This is a genomic window from Thalassospiraceae bacterium LMO-JJ14, from assembly GCA_021555105.2.
Classification (GTDB): domain Bacteria; phylum Pseudomonadota; class Alphaproteobacteria; order Rhodospirillales; family Casp-alpha2; genus UBA4479.
The window spans coordinates 2,868,020-2,889,838 of the sequence record CP134604.1 but is presented as its reverse complement, the minus strand read 5'-3'; the positions used below and the strand labels follow the sequence as shown (position 1 = coordinate 2,889,838).

25 protein-coding genes are annotated in these 21,819 nt (G+C 58.5%); 19 read left to right on the top strand and 6 right to left on the bottom strand.

The window, feature by feature from the left end:
• Nucleotides 1–38: 38 nt before the first annotated feature.
• Nucleotides 39–1,325 carry an FAD/NAD(P)-binding oxidoreductase gene (locus tag L2D14_13620; GenBank protein ID WNJ98906.1) on the bottom strand — a complete coding sequence of 429 codons (1,287 nt, stop codon included), beginning with the start codon at nt 1,323–1,325 and terminating at the stop codon, nt 39–41.
• Nucleotides 1,326–1,392: 67 nt separating this feature from the next.
• On the opposite strand from L2D14_13620, the gene L2D14_13615 reads away from it, so the two are divergent.
• The 7 genes from L2D14_13615 to L2D14_13585 all read left to right on the top strand — a co-directional run bounded on the left by L2D14_13615 (nt 1,393) and on the right by L2D14_13585 (nt 6,659).
• Nucleotides 1,393–1,776: a transcriptional regulator gene (locus tag L2D14_13615; protein WNJ98905.1), complete on the top strand. Its 384-nt coding sequence runs from the start codon at nt 1,393–1,395 to the stop codon at nt 1,774–1,776.
• Nucleotides 1,777–1,944: 168 nt separating this feature from the next.
• On the top strand, nt 1,945–2,397 hold the full coding sequence (soxX, locus tag L2D14_13610; protein WNJ98904.1) for a sulfur oxidation c-type cytochrome SoxX: 453 nt from the start codon (nt 1,945–1,947) through the stop codon (nt 2,395–2,397).
• A 25-nt stretch (nt 2,398–2,422) separates the two neighbouring features.
• Nucleotides 2,423–2,902, top strand: coding sequence for a thiosulfate oxidation carrier protein SoxY (gene soxY, locus L2D14_13605; GenBank protein ID WNJ98903.1), 480 nt, complete (start codon nt 2,423–2,425; stop codon nt 2,900–2,902).
• A 21-nt stretch (nt 2,903–2,923) separates the two neighbouring features.
• Nucleotides 2,924–3,253 carry a thiosulfate oxidation carrier complex protein SoxZ gene (gene soxZ, locus L2D14_13600; GenBank protein ID WNJ98902.1) on the top strand — a complete coding sequence of 110 codons (330 nt, stop codon included), beginning with the start codon at nt 2,924–2,926 and terminating at the stop codon, nt 3,251–3,253.
• A gap of 32 nt (nt 3,254–3,285) precedes the next feature.
• Complete coding sequence (soxA, locus tag L2D14_13595; protein ID WNJ98901.1) at nt 3,286–4,095, top strand: sulfur oxidation c-type cytochrome SoxA; 810 nt, start codon at nt 3,286–3,288, stop codon at nt 4,093–4,095.
• Nucleotides 4,096–4,173: 78 nt separating this feature from the next.
• Nucleotides 4,174–5,862: a thiosulfohydrolase SoxB gene (gene soxB / locus L2D14_13590; GenBank protein ID WNJ98900.1), complete on the top strand. Its 1,689-nt coding sequence runs from the start codon at nt 4,174–4,176 to the stop codon at nt 5,860–5,862.
• Between the two features lie 53 nt (nt 5,863–5,915).
• Nucleotides 5,916–6,659 carry a cytochrome c biogenesis protein CcdA gene (locus L2D14_13585; protein WNJ98899.1) on the top strand — a complete coding sequence of 248 codons (744 nt, stop codon included), beginning with the start codon at nt 5,916–5,918 and terminating at the stop codon, nt 6,657–6,659.
• A gap of 121 nt (nt 6,660–6,780) precedes the next feature.
• On the opposite strand, the gene L2D14_13580 is transcribed toward L2D14_13585, so the two are convergent.
• Nucleotides 6,781–7,506, bottom strand: coding sequence for a hypothetical protein (locus L2D14_13580; protein WNJ98898.1), 726 nt, complete (start codon nt 7,504–7,506; stop codon nt 6,781–6,783).
• A gap of 99 nt (nt 7,507–7,605) precedes the next feature.
• Here L2D14_13580 and L2D14_13575 point away from each other — a divergent pair, with 99 nt between their 5' ends.
• Nucleotides 7,606–8,205, top strand: coding sequence for a thioredoxin family protein (locus L2D14_13575; GenBank protein ID WNJ98897.1), 600 nt, complete (start codon nt 7,606–7,608; stop codon nt 8,203–8,205).
• A gap of 93 nt (nt 8,206–8,298) precedes the next feature.
• Here the strand turns inward: L2D14_13575 and L2D14_13570 are convergent, their stop codons facing one another.
• Nucleotides 8,299–8,649 (bottom strand): metalloregulator ArsR/SmtB family transcription factor, encoded by a 351-nt coding sequence (locus L2D14_13570; GenBank protein WNJ98896.1) that lies wholly within the window; start codon nt 8,647–8,649, stop codon nt 8,299–8,301.
• A 256-nt stretch (nt 8,650–8,905) separates the two neighbouring features.
• On the opposite strand from L2D14_13570, the gene L2D14_13565 reads away from it, so the two are divergent.
• Complete coding sequence (locus L2D14_13565; protein WNJ98895.1) at nt 8,906–9,742, top strand: CmcJ/NvfI family oxidoreductase; 837 nt, start codon at nt 8,906–8,908, stop codon at nt 9,740–9,742.
• Between the two features lie 8 nt (nt 9,743–9,750).
• Here L2D14_13565 and L2D14_13560 read toward each other — a convergent pair whose 3' ends face one another.
• Nucleotides 9,751–10,656 (bottom strand): zinc ABC transporter substrate-binding protein, encoded by a 906-nt coding sequence (locus L2D14_13560; GenBank protein WNJ98894.1) that lies wholly within the window; start codon nt 10,654–10,656, stop codon nt 9,751–9,753.
• Between the two features lie 61 nt (nt 10,657–10,717).
• Between L2D14_13560 and znuC the strand changes: the two genes are divergently transcribed.
• From znuC to L2D14_13530, 6 genes are all read left to right on the top strand, one after another.
• A complete protein-coding gene (znuC, locus tag L2D14_13555; GenBank protein WNJ98893.1) occupies nt 10,718–11,542 on the top strand; it encodes a zinc ABC transporter ATP-binding protein ZnuC in 825 nt (274 codons plus the stop codon).
• Complete coding sequence (locus tag L2D14_13550; protein WNJ98892.1) at nt 11,535–12,350, top strand: metal ABC transporter permease; 816 nt, start codon at nt 11,535–11,537, stop codon at nt 12,348–12,350. The genes znuC and L2D14_13550 overlap by 8 nt, the downstream gene beginning before the upstream one ends.
• Nucleotides 12,347–12,763 carry a Fur family transcriptional regulator gene (locus L2D14_13545; GenBank protein ID WNJ98891.1) on the top strand — a complete coding sequence of 139 codons (417 nt, stop codon included), beginning with the start codon at nt 12,347–12,349 and terminating at the stop codon, nt 12,761–12,763. Before L2D14_13550 ends, L2D14_13545 begins: the two co-directional genes overlap by 4 nt.
• Nucleotides 12,764–12,883: 120 nt before the next feature.
• Nucleotides 12,884–14,314 (top strand): aldehyde dehydrogenase family protein, encoded by a 1,431-nt coding sequence (locus tag L2D14_13540; GenBank protein ID WNJ98890.1) that lies wholly within the window; start codon nt 12,884–12,886, stop codon nt 14,312–14,314.
• A gap of 140 nt (nt 14,315–14,454) precedes the next feature.
• Nucleotides 14,455–15,588 carry an ATP-grasp domain-containing protein gene (locus tag L2D14_13535; GenBank protein ID WNJ98889.1) on the top strand — a complete coding sequence of 378 codons (1,134 nt, stop codon included), beginning with the start codon at nt 14,455–14,457 and terminating at the stop codon, nt 15,586–15,588.
• 1 nt (nt 15,589) lies between these two features.
• Nucleotides 15,590–16,462: a succinyl-CoA synthetase subunit alpha gene (locus L2D14_13530; GenBank protein ID WNJ98888.1), complete on the top strand. Its 873-nt coding sequence runs from the start codon at nt 15,590–15,592 to the stop codon at nt 16,460–16,462.
• A gap of 22 nt (nt 16,463–16,484) precedes the next feature.
• Here the strand turns inward: L2D14_13530 and L2D14_13525 are convergent, their stop codons facing one another.
• Both L2D14_13525 and L2D14_13520 read right to left on the bottom strand, forming a co-directional pair.
• Nucleotides 16,485–16,922: a glyoxalase superfamily protein gene (locus tag L2D14_13525; GenBank protein WNJ98887.1), complete on the bottom strand. Its 438-nt coding sequence runs from the start codon at nt 16,920–16,922 to the stop codon at nt 16,485–16,487.
• Nucleotides 16,923–17,110: 188 nt separating this feature from the next.
• Nucleotides 17,111–17,590: a MarR family transcriptional regulator gene (locus tag L2D14_13520; protein WNJ98886.1), complete on the bottom strand. Its 480-nt coding sequence runs from the start codon at nt 17,588–17,590 to the stop codon at nt 17,111–17,113.
• Between the two features lie 287 nt (nt 17,591–17,877).
• Here L2D14_13520 and ectA point away from each other — a divergent pair, with 287 nt between their 5' ends.
• From ectA to L2D14_13500, 4 genes are all read left to right on the top strand, one after another.
• Complete coding sequence (ectA, locus tag L2D14_13515) at nt 17,878–18,429, top strand: diaminobutyrate acetyltransferase (GenBank protein ID WNJ98885.1); 552 nt, start codon at nt 17,878–17,880, stop codon at nt 18,427–18,429.
• A gap of 129 nt (nt 18,430–18,558) precedes the next feature.
• Entirely contained in the window at nt 18,559–19,839 is a 1,281-nt protein-coding gene (gene ectB, locus L2D14_13510; GenBank protein WNJ98884.1) for a diaminobutyrate--2-oxoglutarate transaminase, read from the top strand.
• 56 nt (nt 19,840–19,895) lie between these two features.
• Nucleotides 19,896–20,300, top strand: coding sequence for an ectoine synthase (locus L2D14_13505; protein ID WNJ98883.1), 405 nt, complete (start codon nt 19,896–19,898; stop codon nt 20,298–20,300).
• The gene (locus L2D14_13500; protein ID WNJ98882.1) at nt 20,293–21,777 is read left to right on the top strand and encodes an aspartate kinase; all 1,485 of its coding nucleotides are present in this window, start codon (nt 20,293–20,295) and stop codon (nt 21,775–21,777) included. Before L2D14_13505 ends, L2D14_13500 begins: the two co-directional genes overlap by 8 nt.
• The last annotated feature ends 42 nt before the right edge of the window (nt 21,778–21,819 follow it).

Genomic DNA, 21,819 nt, shown 5'->3' with positions numbered 1-21,819 from the left:
CCCTCTGGATGAGTTAAGAAGGGAATTTCGACGTGTTTTCAGCCCCAGACTTCGAGCTTGATCTGCTGCAGCCATGCATCGGTGTATTCCGCGTCGGCCTTGCGGTCACCGGCGCTGGCGCCCAGCTCGGAGAAGTTGGTGCTGTTGCGGATGACGTGATCCGTTTCGTATGTATATGTCGCGCCGAGACGCACACCGTAATCCGGCGCGGCCAGCGAATAGCAGTTGGCAATCCACGACGGCTGGGGGACCGGATCGCCGTTGAGTTCGGCGGCAATAGCCTCGATGGCGACATGCGCCTGGCTGGCGGCCGTAGACCCCGCCTTGGGCAGCGGATCGGCGAGGGCGGCATCGCCGATGACGTACACGTCGTCGAGCAGCGTCGAGGCAAAGGTACGGATGTCGACCGGACACCAGCCGGTTTCATCGGTGGCCCCGGCATCGATGGCGATACGACCGGCGGTCTGCGGCGGAATAACGTTGAGCACGTCGGCCTTGATCTCTTCGAAATCGGTAATTGCGGTCAGGGTCTCGGGGTCGACCTCGCGCACCACGCCGTCATCGGCGATCGAGCGGTATTCGATAATATCCGGATAAAGCTGATCCCAGGCTTCGCTGAAAAGGTCCTGAAACGGAAATTCGTCCTTGGCGTCGAGGATCAGCAACCGCGCACCGGGTTTGTTGTTCTTGATATAATCCGCGACAAGGCAGGCCCGCTCGGCCGGCGCCGGGGGGCAGCGGTATGGCGCCGGCGGCATGGTCATGACAAACAACCCGCCGTCGGGCATGGCTTGCAACTGGCTTCTGAGAAGCAGTGTCTGCGGGCCGGCCTTCCAGGCATGCGGCACGCGCTCGGCGGTGTCGAGCGAGATGCCGTCGATGGAATCGTAATTAAAGGCAACGCCAGGCGAAAGGATCAGCTTGTCATAGACAAGCTTGCGGCCGCTGGCCGTGGTGACGGTGTGGGCGGTGGCGTCGATGCCGACGGCGGGGTCAAGCTCGACGGCGATGCCGTGCGCCTTGATGCTGTCGTAGCCGACTTCGACCGAGGCAAGTTCATGATATCCGGCGATGACGGAATTGCTGCCCGGGCACATCCAGAATTTCGGCTGGTCGGTCAGCAGGGTCACCTCGGCCGCCGGCATGTTGGCCCGCGCCGCGCGCGCCGCCGTTGCACCGCCGAAGCCGCCGCCGATGATAACGATCCGCACCTTTGCCTGCGACATTCTGGGGCTTTTGCCATCGGCAAGCACGGCACCGCCCGTAGCAAGAAAAGCCGCACTGCCTATCAGCATGTTCCGGCGTGTGTACGGAGTTTTGGTCATTTAGTATGAATTCCTGTAGCGATTGTTGCAGCTGTGGGGCCGGTCAATGAAGGGTATAATACAATCCATGGGTACAAAATCGATCCTGGCTGCGGGGCGCTGTTTTGCGATTGCTTTGATGCTGTGCGGTATCTCCGGAACAGCCGGAAGTGCAGAGCTGGTGATGTTCGAAAGCGAGACTTGCGCGTGGTGCAAGCGCTGGCATGATGAAATCGGCCCAGCCTATCCTAACACGCCGGAATCCAAGTGTGCGCCTTTGCGCCGTGTGGATATTCACGATCAGCGGCCCGACGATCTTAGTGGTGTTTCCGCCATCGTATACACTCCGACCTTCGTCCTTTTCCATGAGGGCAAGGAAGTTGCCCGTCTCGTCGGTTATGCGGGGGAAGATTTTTTCTGGCCGCTTCTGGCACAGGAACTTGTCAAACTCCCCCAACCCTGTTCACACTAGGATGTGTTATTTAGGAATCGTATTCAATGTTGATATATAATATATTTTGAATATGATTAAGGGAATTGGAGCGACGATCATAATTCACCACGTGTGGAATATGATTCCGAATACAAGGAAAATGATCGCTCCTGAATGAGGCACATTTTATTGGGAGGCGATTGCCCTATGCCAAAGTTGAGAACATTTGTTCCGGCCCTTGCTGCTGCATTTTTGCTGGCAGGGACGGCCTATGCCGCCGATCTCGTGAAATACGAGGTCGTCGATAATTCCGTAAACAAATCACTGACCGGCAAAGCCGGCGATCCCCAAAAGGGGGTTAAGACGTTCACCAACCGCAAGCTTGGGAACTGTCTGGCGTGTCATCAAGTGACTGCATTGTCGGCTCAGCCGTTCCACGGTGAGATCGGCCCGTCACTAGACGGTGTTGCGGGGCGTTACAGCGAAGGACAGCTTCGTATGCAGGTCATCAACGCAAAGGTGATCAACCCCGACACCATCATGCCGGCATTTTATCGCGTTAACGGTTTTCACCGAGTACTCGATAAATTCAAGGATAAGCCGATCCTCAACGCCGAAGAGGTCGAGGATGTCGTCGCTTATCTGAAAACCCTCAAGTAAGCATAAAAAACCAAGAGGAACAGACATGTCCACGAAACAAGCACTTTCAGCATTGACGCGCCGCGAGGCACTGTTGCTGGCTGCCGGAGCGACGATGGTCGCCGCCGGGGGCGTCGTTTTGACGAGCGGCACCGCAAATGCAGACCAGAAAATGGTCGATGAAGCAGTCATGAAACTGGTCGGTAAAAAACCGGCCGAAGGCAAGATCACGCTCGATCTTCCGCAAATCGCCGAAAACGGCAACACGGTTCCGGTCGGTTTCACGGTCGAAAGCCCAATGACCGCCGATAACTATGTGAAAGCCGTGCACCTGTTCGCTGACGGCAACCCGGCGCCGGCAGTCGCTTCGATGTACTTCACACCGATGAGCGGGAAAGCTTCGGCGTCGACGCGTATGCGTCTTGCCGGTACGCAGAACGTTGTTGCAGTCGCCGAAATGAGCGACGGCAGTGCGTTCCGTTTCCAGCAGGAAGTTAAAGTCACAATCGGCGGCTGCGGCGGCTGACGCGAGCAAAAGGAGAATATCATGGCTAAAAATGTAAAACCCCGCGTTCGTGTCCAGAAGAAGGCTGCGAAAGGCGAGATCGTCGAAATCAAGACACTGATTTCGCACAAGATGGAATCCGGTCGCCGTAAAGGTAAGGACGGCAAGCTGATCCCCCGGAGCATCATCAACAAGATGGAAGTCACGTTTAACGGCAAGCCGTTGTTCAGTTCTGACTGGGCTCCGGCTATTTCGGCAAATCCATACATGTCCTTCTTTGCGAAGGTCGAAGAAAGTGGTGAGTTTGCCTTCGCTTGGACTGATGACGACGGTTCCGTTTATAAGAAAACCGCGAGCATCACCGTAGCATAAGCGGCTAACAAAACATTGGGAGGCAAACACCTATGAAAATGAACTGGAAACAGATCACGTTTCTGTCGGCTGCCGTTGCTGTCGGTTTAAGCGTGTTCGCCGCTACCGCCGATGCTGCGGATTGGGGACAATATCAAGTCGATGACCGCCGAAGCGGTTTCACCTACATGACCGACGAAAGCCGGGCCATGCAGGTCGACAACTTCCAGAACCCGGGCATGCTCTGGGCTGAACAGGGTGCCGAACTTTGGAGCAAGGTTGACGGCAAGGCCGGTAAATCCTGCGCCAGTTGTCACGGCGATTCTGGAGAAACCATGAAGGGCGTTGCGGCGAGCTATCCTGAGTACGATCAGGAACTCGGCAAAGTGCAGACCGTTGAGCAGCAGATCAACTACTGCCTCGAGAACCGCATGGAAGCCAAGCCGTACAAGTGGGAATCGGGTGAAATGTTGTCGATGACGGTGTTCATCAACAACCAGTCGCTCGGCATGCCGGTCAACGTCAAGATCGACGGCCCCGCTGCCGCCGCATTCGAAAAGGGCAAGGCGTTCTATTACGAGCGCCGTGGCCAGCTCGATCTGGCGTGCAAGCATTGCCACGAAGACTATGCCGGCGGGATCATCCGTGCCAATACCCTGACACAGGGGCAGATCAACGGGTTCCCGACGTACCGTCTGAAATGGCAGAAGGTGGGTTCCGTACACCGCCGCTTCCGCGGATGTAACAAGATGGTTCGCGCGAAACCGTATGCCTATGGTTCGGATGAGTATGTGAACCTCGAACTTTACGTGAAATCTCGTGGCATGGGACTTCCGGTCGAAACGCCGGCAGTTCGCAACTAGCAAACCACAGCCTGGACCGGAGGGGCGTGATCGTCCCTCCGGTCTAATTTTCAAATTCCAGTACAGAGGGTCTGCGCCGTGATCTCCCGTCGCGAATTCTTCCATCTTGCCGCCGCAACGGCAGCCGTTACCGGTACCAGCATGCCGTTCGGCCGTGCCATGGCACAGCAGAAAATCGATCAGTCCAGCCTTCTGGAGTTCGACGCTCTGGGCCAGGTGACGCTTCTGCATTTCACCGATCTCCATGCGCAATTGACCCCGGTTTATTTCCGCGAGCCGTCCGTCAACATCGGTGTCGGCGAGGTTAACGGACTGCCGCCGCATATTACCGGCAAGGATTTCCTCGGCCATTACGGCATCAAGCCCGGCACGCCCGAAGCCTATGCCATGTCCAGCCAGGACTTCACATCCCTGGCCAAGGAATACGGCAAGGTCGGCGGTATCGACCGCATGGCGACCCTGGTAAAGGCGATCCGCGCCGAACGGCCGAACAACACCCTGTTCCTGGACGGCGGCGACACCTGGCAAGGATCATTTACGTCGCTTGAAACCCAGGGCGAGGATATGGTTCAGGTACAAAATGCGCTCGGCCTCGATGCCATGACGGCGCACTGGGAATTCACCTATGGGCAGGACCGTGTCAACGAGCTGAAGGACATGCTCGCGTTTCCGTTCCTCGCCGGGAACGTCACCGATACGGAATGGAAAGAGCCGGTATTCGAATCGACCGCCTATTTCGACCGCGGCGGCGTCAAGGTTGCGGTCATCGGCCAGGCATTCCCCTATACGCCGGTTGCCAACCCGCGCTACCTGATGCCCGACTGGTCGTTCGGGATCAATGAAAAGACAGTCCAAAAGCACGTCGACAATGCACGCGCCCAGGGCGCCGGGCTTGTGGTGCTGCTGTCGCACAACGGCTTTGACGTCGATCGCAAGCTGGCCAGCCGGGTCAACGGCATCGATGTAATCCTGACCGGGCATACGCACGACGCGCTGCCGAAGGTCGAGATCGTCAACAACGCGATCCTCGTCGCCTCGGGCAGTCACGGCAAGTTCCTGTCCCGCCTCGATCTCGATGTGCAGGGCGGCAAGGTCAATGCCTACCGCTTCAAGCTGATCCCCGTTTTTTCGGATGTCATCACGCCGGATGCGGAAATGGCGGCACTGGTCGAGAAAATCCGCGCGCCGCACAAGGACGAGATCGAAAAGGTTCTCGGGACGGCCGACACCACGCTTTACCGCCGCGGCAATTTCAACGGCACCTTCGACGATCTGATCTGTCAGGCGCTTTTGGAAGAACGCGATGCGGAAATCGCCTTGTCGCCGGGCTTCCGCTGGGGCTCAAGCCTGTTACCGGGTCAGGAAATCACCGTCGAGCATGTGCACCACCACACCTCGATCACTTATCCGAACGTGTACCGGACCGAAATGAAGGGATCCTTCATCAAGGAAATCCTCGAAGATGTTGCCGATAACCTGTTCAACCCCGATCCGTATTATCAACAGGGCGGAGACATGGTGCGCGTCGGCGGCATGAGCTACACCATCGATGTCGGCAAGAAAATCGGTTCGCGTATTTCCAACATGACCACCAACAAGGACGGCAAGCCGATCGATCCCAACCGCAACTATGTTGTGTCCGGCTGGGCTTCGGTCAACGAAGGCACCGAGGGGCCGCCCGCGTACGATCTTGTTGCCGGCTATATTGCCAAGAAAAAGACGGTTAACATACCGGAGAACCAGACCGTAACGGTCCGGGGCGCCTGATAAACGCCGTTCCGTCGGGGCGGCCCATGTGAACATCTAAGGGTGGACTGGCCATGGCAGGTCTTGATATCGGGTTTGCCGGTGCGTTTATCGCCGGATTGCTGAGCTTTCTGTCACCGTGCGTGCTGCCGCTGGTGCCGCCGTATCTCTGTTTCATTGGCGGTGTCAGCCTGACGGAGATGACAGGGGATGACGGGCCGCCGCCAGGCGCCAACCGCCGCGTGTTCATGTCGGCGCTGTTCTTCGTCATCGGCTTTTCACTGGTCTTTATCCTGTTCGGCGCGACGGCATCCTTCCTTGGCCAACTGCTGGCTGAAAACATGATCTGGATCGGCCGCTTTGCCGGCGTGCTGGTCATCGTCATGGGGGTGCACTTCCTCGGCATCGTCAAAATTCCGCTGCTGTACCGTGAAGCGCGGTTTCAGGGACCGGCCAAGCCGGTCGGCTTTTTCGGGGCTTTCCTGATGGGCCTGGCGTTCGCGTTCGGCTGGACGCCCTGCGTCGGGCCGGTGCTGGCGGCGATCCTCATGATGGCGGGTAGCGAGGAATCCGTGTCCCGTGGTACGCTTTTGCTGGCCAGTTACGCGGCCGGGATCGGTATTCCATTTCTGATTGCGGCACTCGGGATCGGGCCGTTCCTCCGGCTCATGCCGGGTGTCCGCAAGCATATGGGGACGGTGGAAAAGGTGATCGGGGTATTCCTGATTCTGACCGGCATACTGTTCCTGACCGGGAATATTGCCGACGTCGCCTATTGGCTTCTCGAAGCCTTCCCGTCACTCGGCAAGGTCGGCTGAGTCTTCACCCCATCCTTCGAGACACGGCTGCGCCGTTCCTCAGGATGAGGCGCAGCTTTTTACCGCCCTCATGCTGAGGAGAGCGCATTGCGCTCGTCTCGAAGCATGGGGAGGTTGATCGTCAGCCGCCGAAGCGGAAGTATATGATCCGGTCGAACGAGCGCAGTTCACGCAGCACGTTGATGACTCGGACTGGGTCTTCGCTTTTGATGGCCGGGTACATGGAACGGATGGAATCGGTTGTGCCGTCGAAAAGGCGGATGAATTCAGGGTCTTCGGTGTATTTTTTCGGCGCCATGCCCCGGCAATCCAACAAGAGCGTTTCGTAAGTCCGGCTTTCCCCGGTGATCTGTTCGCGGACTTTTGGAATTCCCAGCTCGGGTGTCAGGTGCCGATGCTTGTAGAGCGGCTCGACGGCGCGGTTCAGCTCGGTAATGCAATCCGCATAAAGCCGCACGCCGTTGCGTTTGCGAAGATCGTAAAGCGTGTCGCGAACCGGGGTCAGGTACTTGGCGGCAGCTTTGGTGTCGCCTTCTTCAGCCGCGGCGAGGGCGGCCTCGAGTACCTTTCCGATTCCGCTGAGCGTGTCCCTGAAGCTGCTGTCCTTGGCATAGGCGGGCGGCGGCGATCCGGCGTAGGTCTGGACAATATCGCGCCAGACATCCAGCGCGCCGGCGATTTCCAGAGAGGCGAGACCCGGGTTTTCCGTTCTGAGATAACTCGTCGCTGCCCGGTAGCCGCCGTATGCCTCACTCAGGGCATCGTGGAACGCGGTATTCCTGTCGGCACGTGCGGACGTGCCTGTCATGAATACAAAAAGGCCGAGGACGAGTATGAAACGAAACATCGTGCTGTATCCTGTTGAGAATGCATTTGCCATCTTGGCGAACGACAACGTCTAGACTAATCTACACATTCGATAATGGGAATGCGTTTAGAGGTTACCGTGCAAAAAAATACACTGACGCGCCGACGTTTTCACCAACTTGGACTGGCCACCGCCGCTACGGCGATCGGCACGTGGCCGGGTAGGCTTCTTGCCGATGATCTGAAATACAACGATGACGGGCTGATTATTCAGCCGTGGTTTCTGGAATCGTTTCTGATCCTGAAAGAGGATCTGGCTGAGGCGACGTCGAACGGCAAGCGGTTTGCGGTGTTCTGGGAACTCAAAGGCTGCCCGTATTGCAAGGAGACGCACCGCGTCAACCTGGCGCAGCCTGAAATCCTCGACTATGTGAAAAGCAATTTCACGATCCTGCAGCTGAATGTTATCGGGTCGCGTATGGTGACCGATTTCGATGGCGAGGAACTGTCGGAAAAGGAACTGGCGCGCAAGTGGCAGGTTCGTTTTACACCGACTATTCAGTTCTTTACCGACGATGCGGAAGCCGCGGACGGCAAGAATGGGCGTGAAAATGAAGTGGCGCGGATCCCCGGTTATTTCAAACCGGCGCATTTTCTCGCCATGTTTAAATATGTCGAGGCAAAAGCCTACACCAAGCAGAAATTCCACGAATTCGTGCGCGCCCAGTCCGCGGGATGACGTCGGCGCCTGGATCGTGCCGAAATTTGCTCATGGCAAAGGTTTCGGGGACGTAACCGTCTTGCGGAAACAGCATTTAAATTTACAGGGAAATCAGGCTGCGGCGCTTTTACGTTGTGCAGACATCTTTTCGCGTGCGGCTTTTGCTTCGGCCGAGCAGAACAGGTTGTACATCAGTTCGAGAATCTGGCCGACGTCATCGCTGGCGAGCGAGTAATAGATGGTTTTGCCGTCGCGGCGAGTTTCCACAAGACCGTCGGCGCGTAGCCGGGCAAGCTGTTGCGACAGGGTCGGCTGACGCAGCCCCAGCGCGGTTTCAAGCTCGGAAACCGACAGTTCGCCTTCACTCAGGTGACACAGAATAAGAAGTCTGTTCTCATTGCCGAGCGCCTTAAGAAAATCCGCCGCCTGTGAGGCGCCTGCGAGCATTGCTTGATCTACCATCTCATTTATCCTTTAGCGGGAATAACCCCGAACGCTACGAATCGTATATTGCATTGCAGTGTAATAACTTTCCCGGGCATTTGCCAGATATATTCAGGGTCGGTGATATGTTTCATGCGTAGAAATGAATCCTACCACATTGTAAAAATGTTATTACCTTGTATTAATTCCTGTGAGGAACAACACTCGGTAAAATGATCTTATTGTTTCCATTTTAGAATATAATAAGCTTGGCCTTCCATTTGAGGAGGAGACCATGAGCAAGATACTCAGACAGATTGCCGATCTACGCCACGTCAGGGCCGAGTTGCTGTTTGCCGATCCCGATGGCGAAACGCCGAGCGTCATCATTCCGAAGGATGACCAGGGGACGACGTGCCGGGGTGGGCTCGATCTGCGCGAGGTGCTGATCGCCAGCGGACGCGATGCGGCGGCGAGCTTCTCCCTCGACAAGGAAGGCTTCGCCTTTGTCAGCGGGGCCAGCGCGGTCAGGAATTTCGAAGACGACGCCGAAATCGAGCGAGTGTACTACCCCGAAATCAGAAAGCTCGTCACCGCTGCCACCGGTGCCGCCGAGGTCGAGATTTTCGATCACACCCTGCGCGTCACCGATCCGCAGACGTCTTACCGCCGCCCGGCCAGCCATGCGCATAATGACTATACCGAGGAATCCGGTCCGGACCGGCTCAGCGACATGATCGGCGAGGAACGTGCCCAGGCCTGGCGCAAGGACCGTCTGGTGCAGGTCAATGTATGGCGGCCGATTGCCGAGCCGGTGCGGCGCATGCCGCTGGCGCTGCTTGATGCCTCAAGCATGGACGCGCGCGACCTGGTCGACACCCGTATCGTCAACCAACGCCAGAACGGGCGTGTCGGCAGGATCTACAGTGTCGCGCACCGTGAAGGGCATCGCTGGTTCTATTTCCCGGAAATGACCATGTCCGAGGCAATTCTGATCAAGGGTTACGACAGTTTGCTGGACGGCCGTGCGCGCTTTACGCCGCATTCCGCGTTCGAGCATCCGGAAACGACGGCGGATATGCCGCCGCGCCGCTCGATCGAGGTGCGGACCTTCGCCCGCGTTCTGGCCTGAGAAACCGCTTACGAGGTCTCTTCGAAACATCCCCTGAGCGCAAAACCCATGTGCCGGAGGAGTTGCAGGTAAAGTTCCGGACCAGGCATCAACTGTGCGCCCAGCGGATCGATCTCGGCCGCCTTCGCGCCCGTGCCCTCGATCAGGAGGCGGACGAAGGTGTCTGAGAACTGCGGTTCAGCGAAGACACAGCGGACATTGTAGTCGCTGATTTTCCTGCGGATTTCGCTGATCTTTCCCGGTCCCGGTTCGTGTTCGGGCGTTACCGAAAGTGCGATGAATTCCAGTAGCCCGAAATGATGTGTGAAGTGGTCATAAGCGTCGTGCAGGACGACCAGATAATCGTCTTGCAGCGGCGCGACAAGACGGCGGACCTCGGCATCGACACTGATCAGTTGTTCGATGGCGTCGGCAGTGTTCTTCTTAATTCTGGGTGCTTGCGCCGGCAATGCGGCCGACATGGTGGCGGCGATCTGCTCGATCATTTCCACGGCTTGCGCCGGGTCGAGCCAGATATGTAAATCCTCGCCATCGCTGTGCAGGTGGCCTTGGTGTTCGTGTGCGCCGTTTTCCTTGCCGTGCGCATCGTCATCGTCGACGAAAGCAACCACGCGTGCAGAGGCGGGCAGGGTTTCAAGCGGCTTGATCATGAACGTTTCCAGTTCCGGGCCGACCCAGAAAATGACATCGGCATGCGCCAATGCCCTGGCATCCGACGGGCGCATCGCGAAGCCGTGCGGCGAACTGGCACCGCGCACGATCAGATAAGGCTCAGCCACACCCGCCAGCACCATCGAAACCAGAGAGTGGACGGGTTTTATCGTGGTAACGACGCGCACCGGTTCGGCGGTTGCGGAAACGGCACGCAAGGACAGACACAGTGCCAGAACGCCGATAACAAAAGGGGTACGCATCGTCGGAAAACTCGCTTTTAATGTTGTTTCGGGAATGCAGATGTTGTTATGATATAACATCATGAATTTTACCGGTCAAACAAATGCATCGTCTGCCCGTCTGCTGATTGCCTCGGCCGGGGTCGGTGTACGCCATGGCCAGCGTTGGCTGATCGACCATGTCGATCTGCAAGTGCATGCCGGCGAGATCGTTACGTTGATCGGTCCGAACGGTTCCGGCAAGAGCACCACGGTACGCGCCCTGCTCGGGTTGATTGCGCACGATGCCGGGCGCATTGAGCGGGCGCCGGGGCTCAGGGTCGGTTATGTACCGCAGAAACTTGCCATCGACTGGACAATGCCGCTGACGGTGCGCCGTTTCATGACGCTGACCGCGCAACATGCCGCCCAGGCCATCGACCGTGCCCTGGACGAGGTCGGTCTGAACGGATTTTCCAATCGCGACGTCCAGGTTCTGTCCGGTGGTGAATTCCAGCGCCTTTTGCTGGCCCGCGCGATCATTGCAGAGCCGGAACTGCTGGTTCTCGATGAGCCGGTGCAGGGTGTCGACGCGACGGGGGAAATCGCGCTTTACGAACTTATCGCCGAACTCCGCAACCGGCACGATTGCGGCATCTTGCTGATATCGCACGATCTGCACATCGTCATGGCGGCGACGGATACCGTTGTTTGTCTGAACGGGCATGTGTGCTGCTCCGGGACGCCGCAGACGGTATCGGAAAGTCCCGAATACCGCTCCTTGTTCGGTGCCCGCGCCGCCGAGGCGCTGGCCGTCTATCACCATCATCACGATCACCGGCACCTACCCGACGGTACGGTGGTTCATACCGACGGCGCCGACGATCATTCGGCCTGTACGCACCCGGAGCACGAGCCGCATGGATGATTTTCTGCTCCGCGCCCTGTTGGCCGGGATCGGCGTTGCGCTGGTCGCGGGGCCGCTCGGCTGTTTCATCATCTGGCGGAGGATGGCGTATTTCGGCGATACCATGGCACATTCGGCGCTGCTCGGCGTCGCACTGGCCGTGCTTTTCGATGTCTCAATCACGGGGGCCGTGTTTGCCGTCGCCGCCCTCGGTGCCTTGGCGCTGATCGCCCTGCAGCGGCGCGCAACCCTGTCCAGCGATGCGCTGCTGGGGATTCTTTCGCATTCGACGCTGGCGCTGGGGATCGTCATCGTTGCCATGATGACCTGGCTCAGGATCGATCTGATGGCGTTTCTGTTCGGCGATATCCTTGCCGTGTCGTGGACCGATATCGTGATGATTTACGGCGGCGGTGCCGTTGTCCTGGGCGTTCTCGCCATAATCTGGCGGCCTTTGCTGGCCGGCACCATCAGTAGCGAACTGGCGGCAGCCGAAGGCCTGCACCCGGAACGTGCGCGGGTCGTCTTCATGCTTTTGATGGCTGCGGTGATCGCCATCGCCATGAAGGTGGTGGGAATCTTGCTGATTACGTCCTTGCTGATCATTCCCGCGGCAACGGCCAGGCGGTATGCGTCCGGGCCAGAGATCATGGCCGTCCTTGCCGCGCTCGCGGGGAGTGGCGCTGTTTTTGCCGGTCTTGGCGGCTCGCTGGCATGGGATACGCCATCGGGACCCAGCATCGTCGTTGCGGCGGCCGTTATTTTTCTGGTCAGTTTGCTGCCCCGCCGGTTTCGCCGGGTGGCCTTAGGTGACGGGGGGCGGCGATGACCGATGCGGACCGCCTGACGAAGAACCAGAAGGCCGTGCTCGGTCGCCTTGAAAAGGCGGGTAGGGCGATGACGGCGTACGAAATCCTCGACGATGTCCGCGCACAGGGCATCCGCGCCCCGGCGCAGGTCTACCGCGCCCTCGAAAGCCTGATGGAACTGTCGCTCGTACATCGTATTGAAAGCATGAACGCCTTTGTCGCGTGTGCACATGAACATGACAGCGGTGGGCACGAACACCGCCATAACGCCGCCGTCGCGTTTGCGATTTGTGACGACTGCGGCGCGGTTTCGGAAATTCCGGTCCCGAAAGCCGTGAAAACCCTGGGCGCACTGGCGGGAGGCAACGGCTTCGTGACCGAGCGCGCCGTCGTCGAATTGCATGGACATTGCGGTGCCTGCAGTCACGACTAGAATATGCTTTGATCTCATTTTATGGGACGATTAATCTCATTAATTGTTGATTTATGATTCGATTTGCGTATGCTTTATACTCAATCCGGTTCCCGAGAAAATCTGCCCAGAGGAAACGTCATGAGCACCCAAGCTGCTGCAAAAGCATCTGAACAAGGACCTGAAAAAGAAATCATCCGTGGATTGGTCGCCAAGGCCCGCGCCGCGATGGCGCAGTTCGCCAATGCCGACCAGGCCCGCGTCGATGAAGCGGTGACGGCGCTGGCGTGGTCGATTTACGAGCCGGGCCGGGCGCGCGAGCTTGCCGAGCTGGCGGTTGAGGATACGGGCCTCGGCAACGTCGAAAGCAAGGTCATCAAGAACACGCGCAAGACCTTCGGTTGCCTGCGCGATCTCAGCCGCGTCAAATCGGTCGGCATCATCGAGGAAATTCCCGAAAAGGGCCTCGTCAAATACGCCAAGCCGGTCGGTGTCGTCGCTGCCGTGACGCCGTCGACCAACCCGGCCGCGACCCCGGTCAACAAGGCAATGTTTGCCATCAAGGGCCGCAACGCGGTGATCATTGCGCCGTCGCCGGCCGGTCTCGGCACGACGACGAAAACCGTCAGCTACATGCGCGCCGAACTTGAAAAAATCGGCCTTCCCGCCGATCTGGTGCAGGTCCTGCCGGCGCCCGTGAACAAGGAACTGACGCAGCAGCTCATGAACCAGTCCGATCTGGTCATCGTCACCGGCTCGCAGAACAACGTGAAACGCGCCTATTCATCGGGCACGCCGGCCATTGGCGTCGGCGCCGGGAACGTCCCGGTGATCATCGACGAGACGGCGGATTTCGACGATGCGGCGGAAAAGATCACCATGTCGAAGATCTTCGACAACTCAACCTCGTGCTCGTCGGAAAACTCTCTGATCATTCTCGACAGCGTCTATGACAAGGCGATGGATGCGCTCAAGCGCGCCGGGGGCTATCTCTGCTCGGCCGAGGAAAAGGACAAGGTCGAGGAAAACCTTTGGGTCGACGGGCATCTGAACCGCCACGTCATCGCCAAGGATGCCGACGTGCTGGCCGATGTCTTCGGCTTGGGCGAGCAGGCCAAGGGCAACAAGTTCTTCATGGTCGAGGAAGGCTCGGCCGATGCCGACAGCCCGTTTATCGACGAGAAACTCTCGCTGGTGCTGACCGTTTACCGCGCCAAGGACATGGACGACGTCATCCGCCAGTTGAATACGATCCTCGATGTCTGCGGCAAGGGCCATTCGGTCGGTATCCACACCAACGTGCCAGAGCATGCGACACGCCTGGCCGAGGAAATCGACGTGGTCCGCGTGCTGGTCAATCAGGCGCACACGTTCGGAAACGGCGGCGGCTTCAACAACGGCCTCAACTTCACGCTTTCCATGGGCGGCGGGACGTGGGCCGGGAACTCGATTTCCGACAACCTGAACTACACGCACTTCATCAACATCACGCATCTCGTCAAAACCATTCCCGAGGACAAGCCTTCCGAAGAAGAGCTGTTCGGCGGCTATTGGGAAAAATTCGGGCGATAACACTTTTGCGTCACCCCGGCGCAGGCCGGGGTCCAGAACGGCGGGCCTGCTGTCTCATGGGTGTCACTCCCTCTCTGGATTCCGGCCTTCGCCGGAATGACGTGAAGCCATAACAAACGAAGACCAAGGGAAATATCCAAATGAACTTCGAGGAATATGCGGCGAAGCCGCTTTTGGCGCAAAGCGGCATCAAGGTACCGGAAAGCATGCTGGTATATCATCCGGATGCGGCGGCGGAAGCGGCCGAGCGGCTGGGCGGCTGCGTCGTCAAGGCGCAGGTGCCGACCGGCAAGCGCGGCAAGGCGGGCGGCATCAAACTCGCCGACAGCCCGGATGAAGCCAGGGCGCACGCCAAGGCGATCCTCGGCATGACCATCGGCACACACACCGTCGAAAAGGTGCTGGTCGAGGAAAAATCCGATATCCGCCGAGAGTTCTATGCCGCGGTGCTGAACGATCCGGTGTCCAAGGGACCGATGGTCATGTTCTCGACCGAGGGCGGCATGGATATCGAGGAGATCGCCGCCGATACGCCGGAGAAACTGAAATCCCACGCTGTCGACATCCGCAAAGGCTTCAGCCTCGATGACGCGGCGGCGCTGATCGCCGGTCTCGATCTGTCGGGCGCCGAAGCGGGCGTCGCGGACACGCTGGTGAAACTCTACGACGCCTACATGGTCAACGATGCGGAGCTGCTGGAAATCAATCCGCTGATCGTCACCGGCGACGGTTCGGTCGTGGCGCTGGACTGCAAGTTCACGCTCGATGACAGCGCCATCAAACGTCAGGAGGACCTGGCCACCAAAGGTGCGCCGGAAAAGCTGACGGAACTTGAAGCGCGCGGTGAGGCTGCCGGGATCAAATACATCGAACTCGACGGCGACGTCTGTGTACTGGCCAACGGCGCCGGTCTGACAATGACGACGATGGATGTTGTCCGCCACCACGGCGGCGCGCCCGCCAACTTCTGCGAGATCGGCGGCGAGGCCTATACGAAAGCGAAATTCGCCCTGGAAATGGTGCTGGCCAAGCCCGGCATCAAAAGTCTGGTCGTCAATTTCTGCGGCGCCTTCGCGCGTTGCGACGTGATGATGGAAGGGCTGCTGGGCGCCTGGGAAGAGCTGAAACCCGATATCCCGGTGTTCTTTTCCATCGCCGGAACCGGCGACGAGGAAGCGATCCGGATGCTGAAGGAAAAGCTCGGCATGGATCCGCTGCCCAACATGAGCGAGGCCTGCAAGGCCGCCGTGGACGCCGCGAAAGGGAGTGCATGACATGATTATCCCACGCAAGGAAACGCGCATTCTGGTGCAGGGCATCACCGGCAAGCAGGGCACCTTCTGGACCGAACGGATGCAGGAATACGGCGCCACCGTGGTCGGCGGCGTGAACCCGAAAAAGGCAGGGACCGAACACTGTGGCGTGCCGGTGCACGCGTCCGCCGTCGATGCCCAGAACGATACGGGCTTCGATGCTTCGTTGCTGTTCATTCCGCCGCTGGGCGTCAAAGCCGCAGCGCTCGACGCCATCGAGGCCGGTGCGAAAATGATCCTGTGCCTGACCGAACACGTGCCGGTGCACGACGTCATGTACGTCATGGCGGCGGCAAAAGAAGCCGGCACGCAGATCGTCGGTCCCAACACCGCGGGTGGCGTCACGGTCGACGAAACCTTCATGGGCTTCATGCCGGCGTTCAATCAGCGCATCTTCAAGAAGGGGACGGTCGGCGTACTGTCGCGCTCAGGCTCGCTCGGCACGCTGATGTGCCAGAACATCGTCTCGGCGGGTTATGGCCAGACGGCGTTCGTTGGTATAGGCGGCGACCCGGTGATCGGCACGACGACCCGTAATGCCCTGGAAGCGCTCGATAATTTCCCCGGTACCGAAGCCGTCGTCATGGTCGGCGAGATCGGCGGCGCGATGGAAGAAGACGCAGCCGAATATGCAAAGGCGATGTCGAAGCCGGTCATTGCCTTTATTGCCGGGGGCGCCGCCCCGCCGGGCAAGAAAATGGGCCATGCGGGCGCCATCGTCATGGGTGACAAGGGAACGTATGCGTCGAAGAAAACCGCGCTCGAAGCGGCCGGCGTCAACGTGCTGTCGACGCCCGTGCATGTCGGTGACGCTTTGAAAGAGGCGTTTTCTTAAGGCGATGTCTTCTCCGTCAAGATCACGGCCGCTCAAGACGTAGGTGATGGCGGCCGTTCGACGTTTTTTCTGCCGTCACACCGTCGTTGTTAATGACGCACGAAACACGCGATCTGTAGTTGGACATACCTTCGAAGGTAATGACGTCAACAGGGCGATCGAATTGGAGCGTTATCCGCTGCCGGTCTTCGGAATGGCGGACAATACCAATGATCTCGGCGGCAAATCGTTGACCGAGGTATTCGCCGGATACGCGCTGCCCGGGCCGTAATTTCAGATCACGACGATTGCCGGCTGTTGCGTACAGGGTGTTCCAATCTCGATACCCATAAGTCTTTGCGACAAGCTCAAGTGAACGGCTATGACTGATGTCTGAGCCATCGTCATTGAGTGCTCGGCGCAGGGCTTTCGCCTGGCTTTTGATATCTTCAATAGGTGGTAATAGGTTCGATTTGTCCATTGCTCAATCCCCTAGTCAGTGCCGGATACTTGACGGGGCTCGCATTTCCATCGATCCGCTGACTGCAAAGATCAGTAGGACAGAACAAAACCGGAGCTTCACCAAGGCAGTGCCCGCGAGCGGCAGGTGCTCCAAACCATGCGCGGGTTTACTGGCAGGCCCCTTATTTGTCAATGACGGAGCTTGTTTCAGCTTTCCGATTGATCGGTTGATCCAAACTGCAAGATTGGTGCGGCGTCTATGTCGGATGCATCCAGCATGGATGCGACCCGTTGCAGGGATGCGACGAGCATGGTCTTTTCCCATTCCTTCAGGGGGACGAACTGTTCCGCGAACCGCTGGTGCAGCGCTTCCGGTGCCTGCTCCAGAATTTCATGGCCGGCTTTGGTCAGGCTGACGAAGACCTTGCGCTTGTCCGTCGTGCCGCGGCTGCGGACGACAAGGCCCAGCTCTTCAAGTCTGACGACGATCATGGTCACCGTGGCCTGGGCCATGTGTACCTGGGCGGTAATTTTGCCGACGGTCATTTCCGGCGTGTCTTCCAGCGCCTGCAACACCAGTAGTTGCGATGTTTTGAGCCCGGTGGCCACGCGCAGCGCCTTGCCGTGCAGTTCCGTGGCGCGGAGAATCTGTCTGATCGAGACCAGCGCTTCGTTCAGTTGATCCATGTTTCCCGCTCCCCGAAGGCCCGAATCAGGGCCAGACAGCGAAACATACCCCAGAAATGACATGTCTTCCTGCATGAAATGGGAGATAAGCCTAAAACCATCAAAATACAATGTAATTATAGTACTCTCTGATAGCGCATTCTCTCAGAATGTTGCGGAAAATTGAAATATTTAAATTAATTCATGAATTTATGGCGCACCTGTTGACGCCCCTCGTATGAAAAGCTATGTCATGCGCAAGAAAATTATATCGGTAATTGATATAAATAAGAGGAACAGCAAGAACCATGACGATTTCCGAACGCCTTGACCGTATTGACAGCGACCTGATTCTGCGCCGCCCGACCCCCGAAGACGGGGTGGCGGTGAATGAACTGGTTGAACAGTGCAAGCCGCTCGACGAGAACTCGGTCTACTGCAATCTGCTGCAATGTTCGCATTTCAGCCAGACCAGCGCGCTTGCCGAACTGGATGGCGACGTTGCCGGCTTTGTTTCGGGCTATGTGATGCCTGAACACGAAGACAGCCTGTTCGTCTGGCAGGTTGCCGTGGCGCCCGAAGCACGCGGCCTGTCGTTGGCCAAACGGATGGTGTTCGATATTCTGCGGCGCCCTTCGATCAAGGGCATCCGCCACATCAAGACGACGATCACGCCGGATAACAAGGCATCGCACGGCGTTTTCAAGTCGATTGCCCGCGAACTTGGCGCGGATATCGAAAGGGATGTTCTGTTCGACCGTGAAGAGCATTTCGACGGCCAGCAAAAAACCGAGATGCTGTGGAACATCGGTCCGTTCAAGCGGTCCGATCTGATGCCGGTGCTGAGCCGCGCCGCCTGATCGCCTAACCGGGCGACAACAAATCAATCAATCCCCCGTTTCATCGGATGTCGCATCGGCGGCGCCGGTTTTCGACACAGCCATGAAACGGTGACTTTTAACTGACGACGAGAAACGAGGTCCTTCAGTATGTCTATTTTCGAAAGACGCGAATCACAGGTGCAGAGCTATGCACGTTCATTTCCGGTGACCTTCGACAAGGCGCATGGTGCGATCCTTGCCGACGAGAAGGGGAATGAATACATCGATTTTCTGGCCGGTGCCGGCAGCCTGAACTATGGACACAACGATCCCGACATGCGCGACGCGCTCGTCGATTACCTCGGTTCGGGCGGGATCACGCACGGCCTTGATATGCATACGCGGGCCAAGGAAAAATTCCTGACGACGTTCGAGAAATATATTCTTGAACCGCGAGACATGGATTACGTGCTGCAGTTCACCGGCCCGACCGGCGCCAACGCCGTCGAAGCGGCATTGAAGCTGGCGCGCAAGATTACCGGACGCAGCAACATCATATCCTTCACCAACGGCTTTCACGGCGTGACGCTGGGCGCATTGGCGGCGACCGGCAATCAGCACCATCGCGGCGCCGCAGGTGTCGGCATGCCGGGCGTGACGCGCATGCCGTATGACGGCTATCTCGGCCAAGACACCGACAGCACCGAATATCTGGACCGCGTGCTTGGCGACCCGTCGAGCGGTGTCGATATGCCGGCGGCCGTCATCGTCGAGTGCGTGCAGGGCGAGGGCGGCCTGACCGCGGCCCGTACGGATTGGCTCAAAAATCTCGAAAAGGTCTGCCGCAAGTATAACGTGATGCTGATCGTCGATGACATTCAGGCCGGCTGCGGTCGGACCGGCTCATTCTTCAGCTTCGAGCCGGCGGGCATCAAGCCGGATATCGTGACCCTGTCGAAATCGCTTTCGGGCTTCGGCCTGCCGTTCGCGGTGACGTTGATCAAGCGTGATCTTGATGTCTGGGGACCGGGCGAGCACAACGGCACCTTCCGCGGCAACAACCATGCATTCGTCACCGCCACGGTGGCGATCGAGAAATTCTGGAAAGACGACGCCTTTGCCGCGTCTGTCCGGGCCAAGGGCGATCTGCTGCGTGACGGCTTCAAGGCCTTGCAGGACAAATACGGCGATAGCGTCGTTGAACTGCGCGGCCGGGGCATGATGCAGGGCATCGTCGTCGAATCCGGCGAACTGGCCGGGCGTATCGTCGCAGAGTCCTTCAAACGCGGGCTGGTCATCGAAACCTCCGGCGCACACGACGAGGTCGTGAAGTGCCTGGCCTCGCTGACCATCACCGAGGATGAACTGAAGCGCGGGATCGATATCCTGGGTCAGGCTTTCGATGCGGCGATCTGCGATATGACGGCTGCACAGGTCGCGGCTGAATAAGCCTGCCTGAAGCCGACAGACGCATAACAGAAATCAACGAACCAGGAGATACACCGATGATCGTCCGCACCCTTGCCGCGTGTGAAGATTCCAACCGCACCGTCAAAACCGACACCTGGAAAAGCGTGCGCCTGTCGCTGGCCGATGACGGGATGGGGTTCTCGTTCCACATCACCACCATCTATGCCGGTACGGAAACGCCGATCTGGTACAAGAACCATCTTGAGACCGTTTACTGCATGTCCGGCAACGGCGAGGTCGAAACCGTCGCCGACGGCAAAGTCTACAAGATCGAGCCCGGCACGGTTTATATCCTTGATAAGAACGACCAGCATATTCTGCGCGGCGGCACCGAAGACATGCATCTGGCCTGTGCCTTCAACCCGGCACTGAACGGCCGCGAAGTGCATGACGCGGACGGCGCCTACAAACTGAACGAAGAGGCCCTTGCAGATGCCTGAAGAAAGAGCTGAAGGAACAGCGGGCGGAAATCACACCGTTCACAAGATCGGCGGCACGTCGATGACGGAAATCGACGCCGTCTTCGACAATATCCTGATCGGTTCCAGAAGCGGTCCAGACCTGTATAACCGCATCTTTGTCGTTTCCGCCTATGGCGGGATCACCGACATGCTGCTGGAAAACAAGAAGACCGGCGAACAGGGTGTGTATGCGCTTTATGCCGGTTCGGAAAACGACTGGGCGTGGGGCGATGCCCTGTCGAAGGTGCAGGACCACATGCTGGACCTGAACGCCAAGGCCTTCGATGACGAGGCGGACCGCAAACTCGCGGACCGTTTCGTGCAGGAACGCATCGAAGGTGTGCGCAATTGCCTGATCGACCTGCAGCGGATCTGCGGCTATGGCCACTTCAAGCTCGAAGAGCACCTGATGACGGTGCGTGAAATGATCAGCGGAATCGGTGAGGCGCACAGCGCGCACAATACCATGCTGCTGTTGCGCCGGCGCGGCGTGAACGCGGAATTCGTCGACCTGTCGGGCTGGCGCGAAAGCGAAAGCCTAAGCCTTGAGGAGCGTATCCGCGAGGGCTTCGCCGAAATCGACGTCGCGAACGTGCTGCCGATCGTCACCGGCTATACGCAGGCGGCGGACGGCCTGATGGGGATATACGGGCGCGGCTATTCGGAAGTCACGTTTTCGGCCGTCGCCTGCGTCACCAACGCCAGGGAAGCGGTCATTCACAAGGAATTTCACCTGTCCAGCGCCGACCCGAATATCGTCGGCATCGACAAGGTTGCGCCCATCGGCCACACCAATTACGACGTTGCCGATCAGCTTTCCAACATGGGAATGGAGGCCATTCATCCCCGCGCCGCCAAAGGGCTGCGCAAGCAGGGTATCCCGCTCAGGATCGTCAACACCTTCGAGCCCGAGCACCCCGGCACCGTTATCGACGAGAGCTGGAGCACCGATGAGCCGCGCATCGAAATCGTTACCGGTCTTGAAAATGCCATCGAGGTCGAGGTCTTCGATCAGGACATGGTCGGGATTCCGGGTGCCGGCGAGGACGCACTGGCCGCGTTCCGCCGCTTCAAGCTGCCGCTGGTCAACTGGAGCCTGAACGCCAACACCATGTCGTTCTATGTTTCGGCGCCGCTGAAACAGGTGCGCCGGGTGATCGAACTCATTCAGAAGCGACAGCCGGAAGCCGCGATTCAGACCCGCAAGGTCGACATCGTATCGGCCATCGGCACCAACATGCGCGACAAACGGTTTCTCGATACAGCGCTGTCGGCACTGGCCGACAGCCCGTTGGAGCTGATTGCCACGCATGCATCGGGGCGCGGTGTGGATATCCAGTTCGTGTTCGCCGACGGCTCATACGGCGATGCGGTCAAGATCCTGCACCAGGTACTGGTTGAAAAGGCGGACGAAGGCGGCAACCACGCCGCCGGGCTGCACTCGGCCGCGGCATAATACTTGTCTGACCCCCTCCGGTTATTGACGCACGGGCGTGGC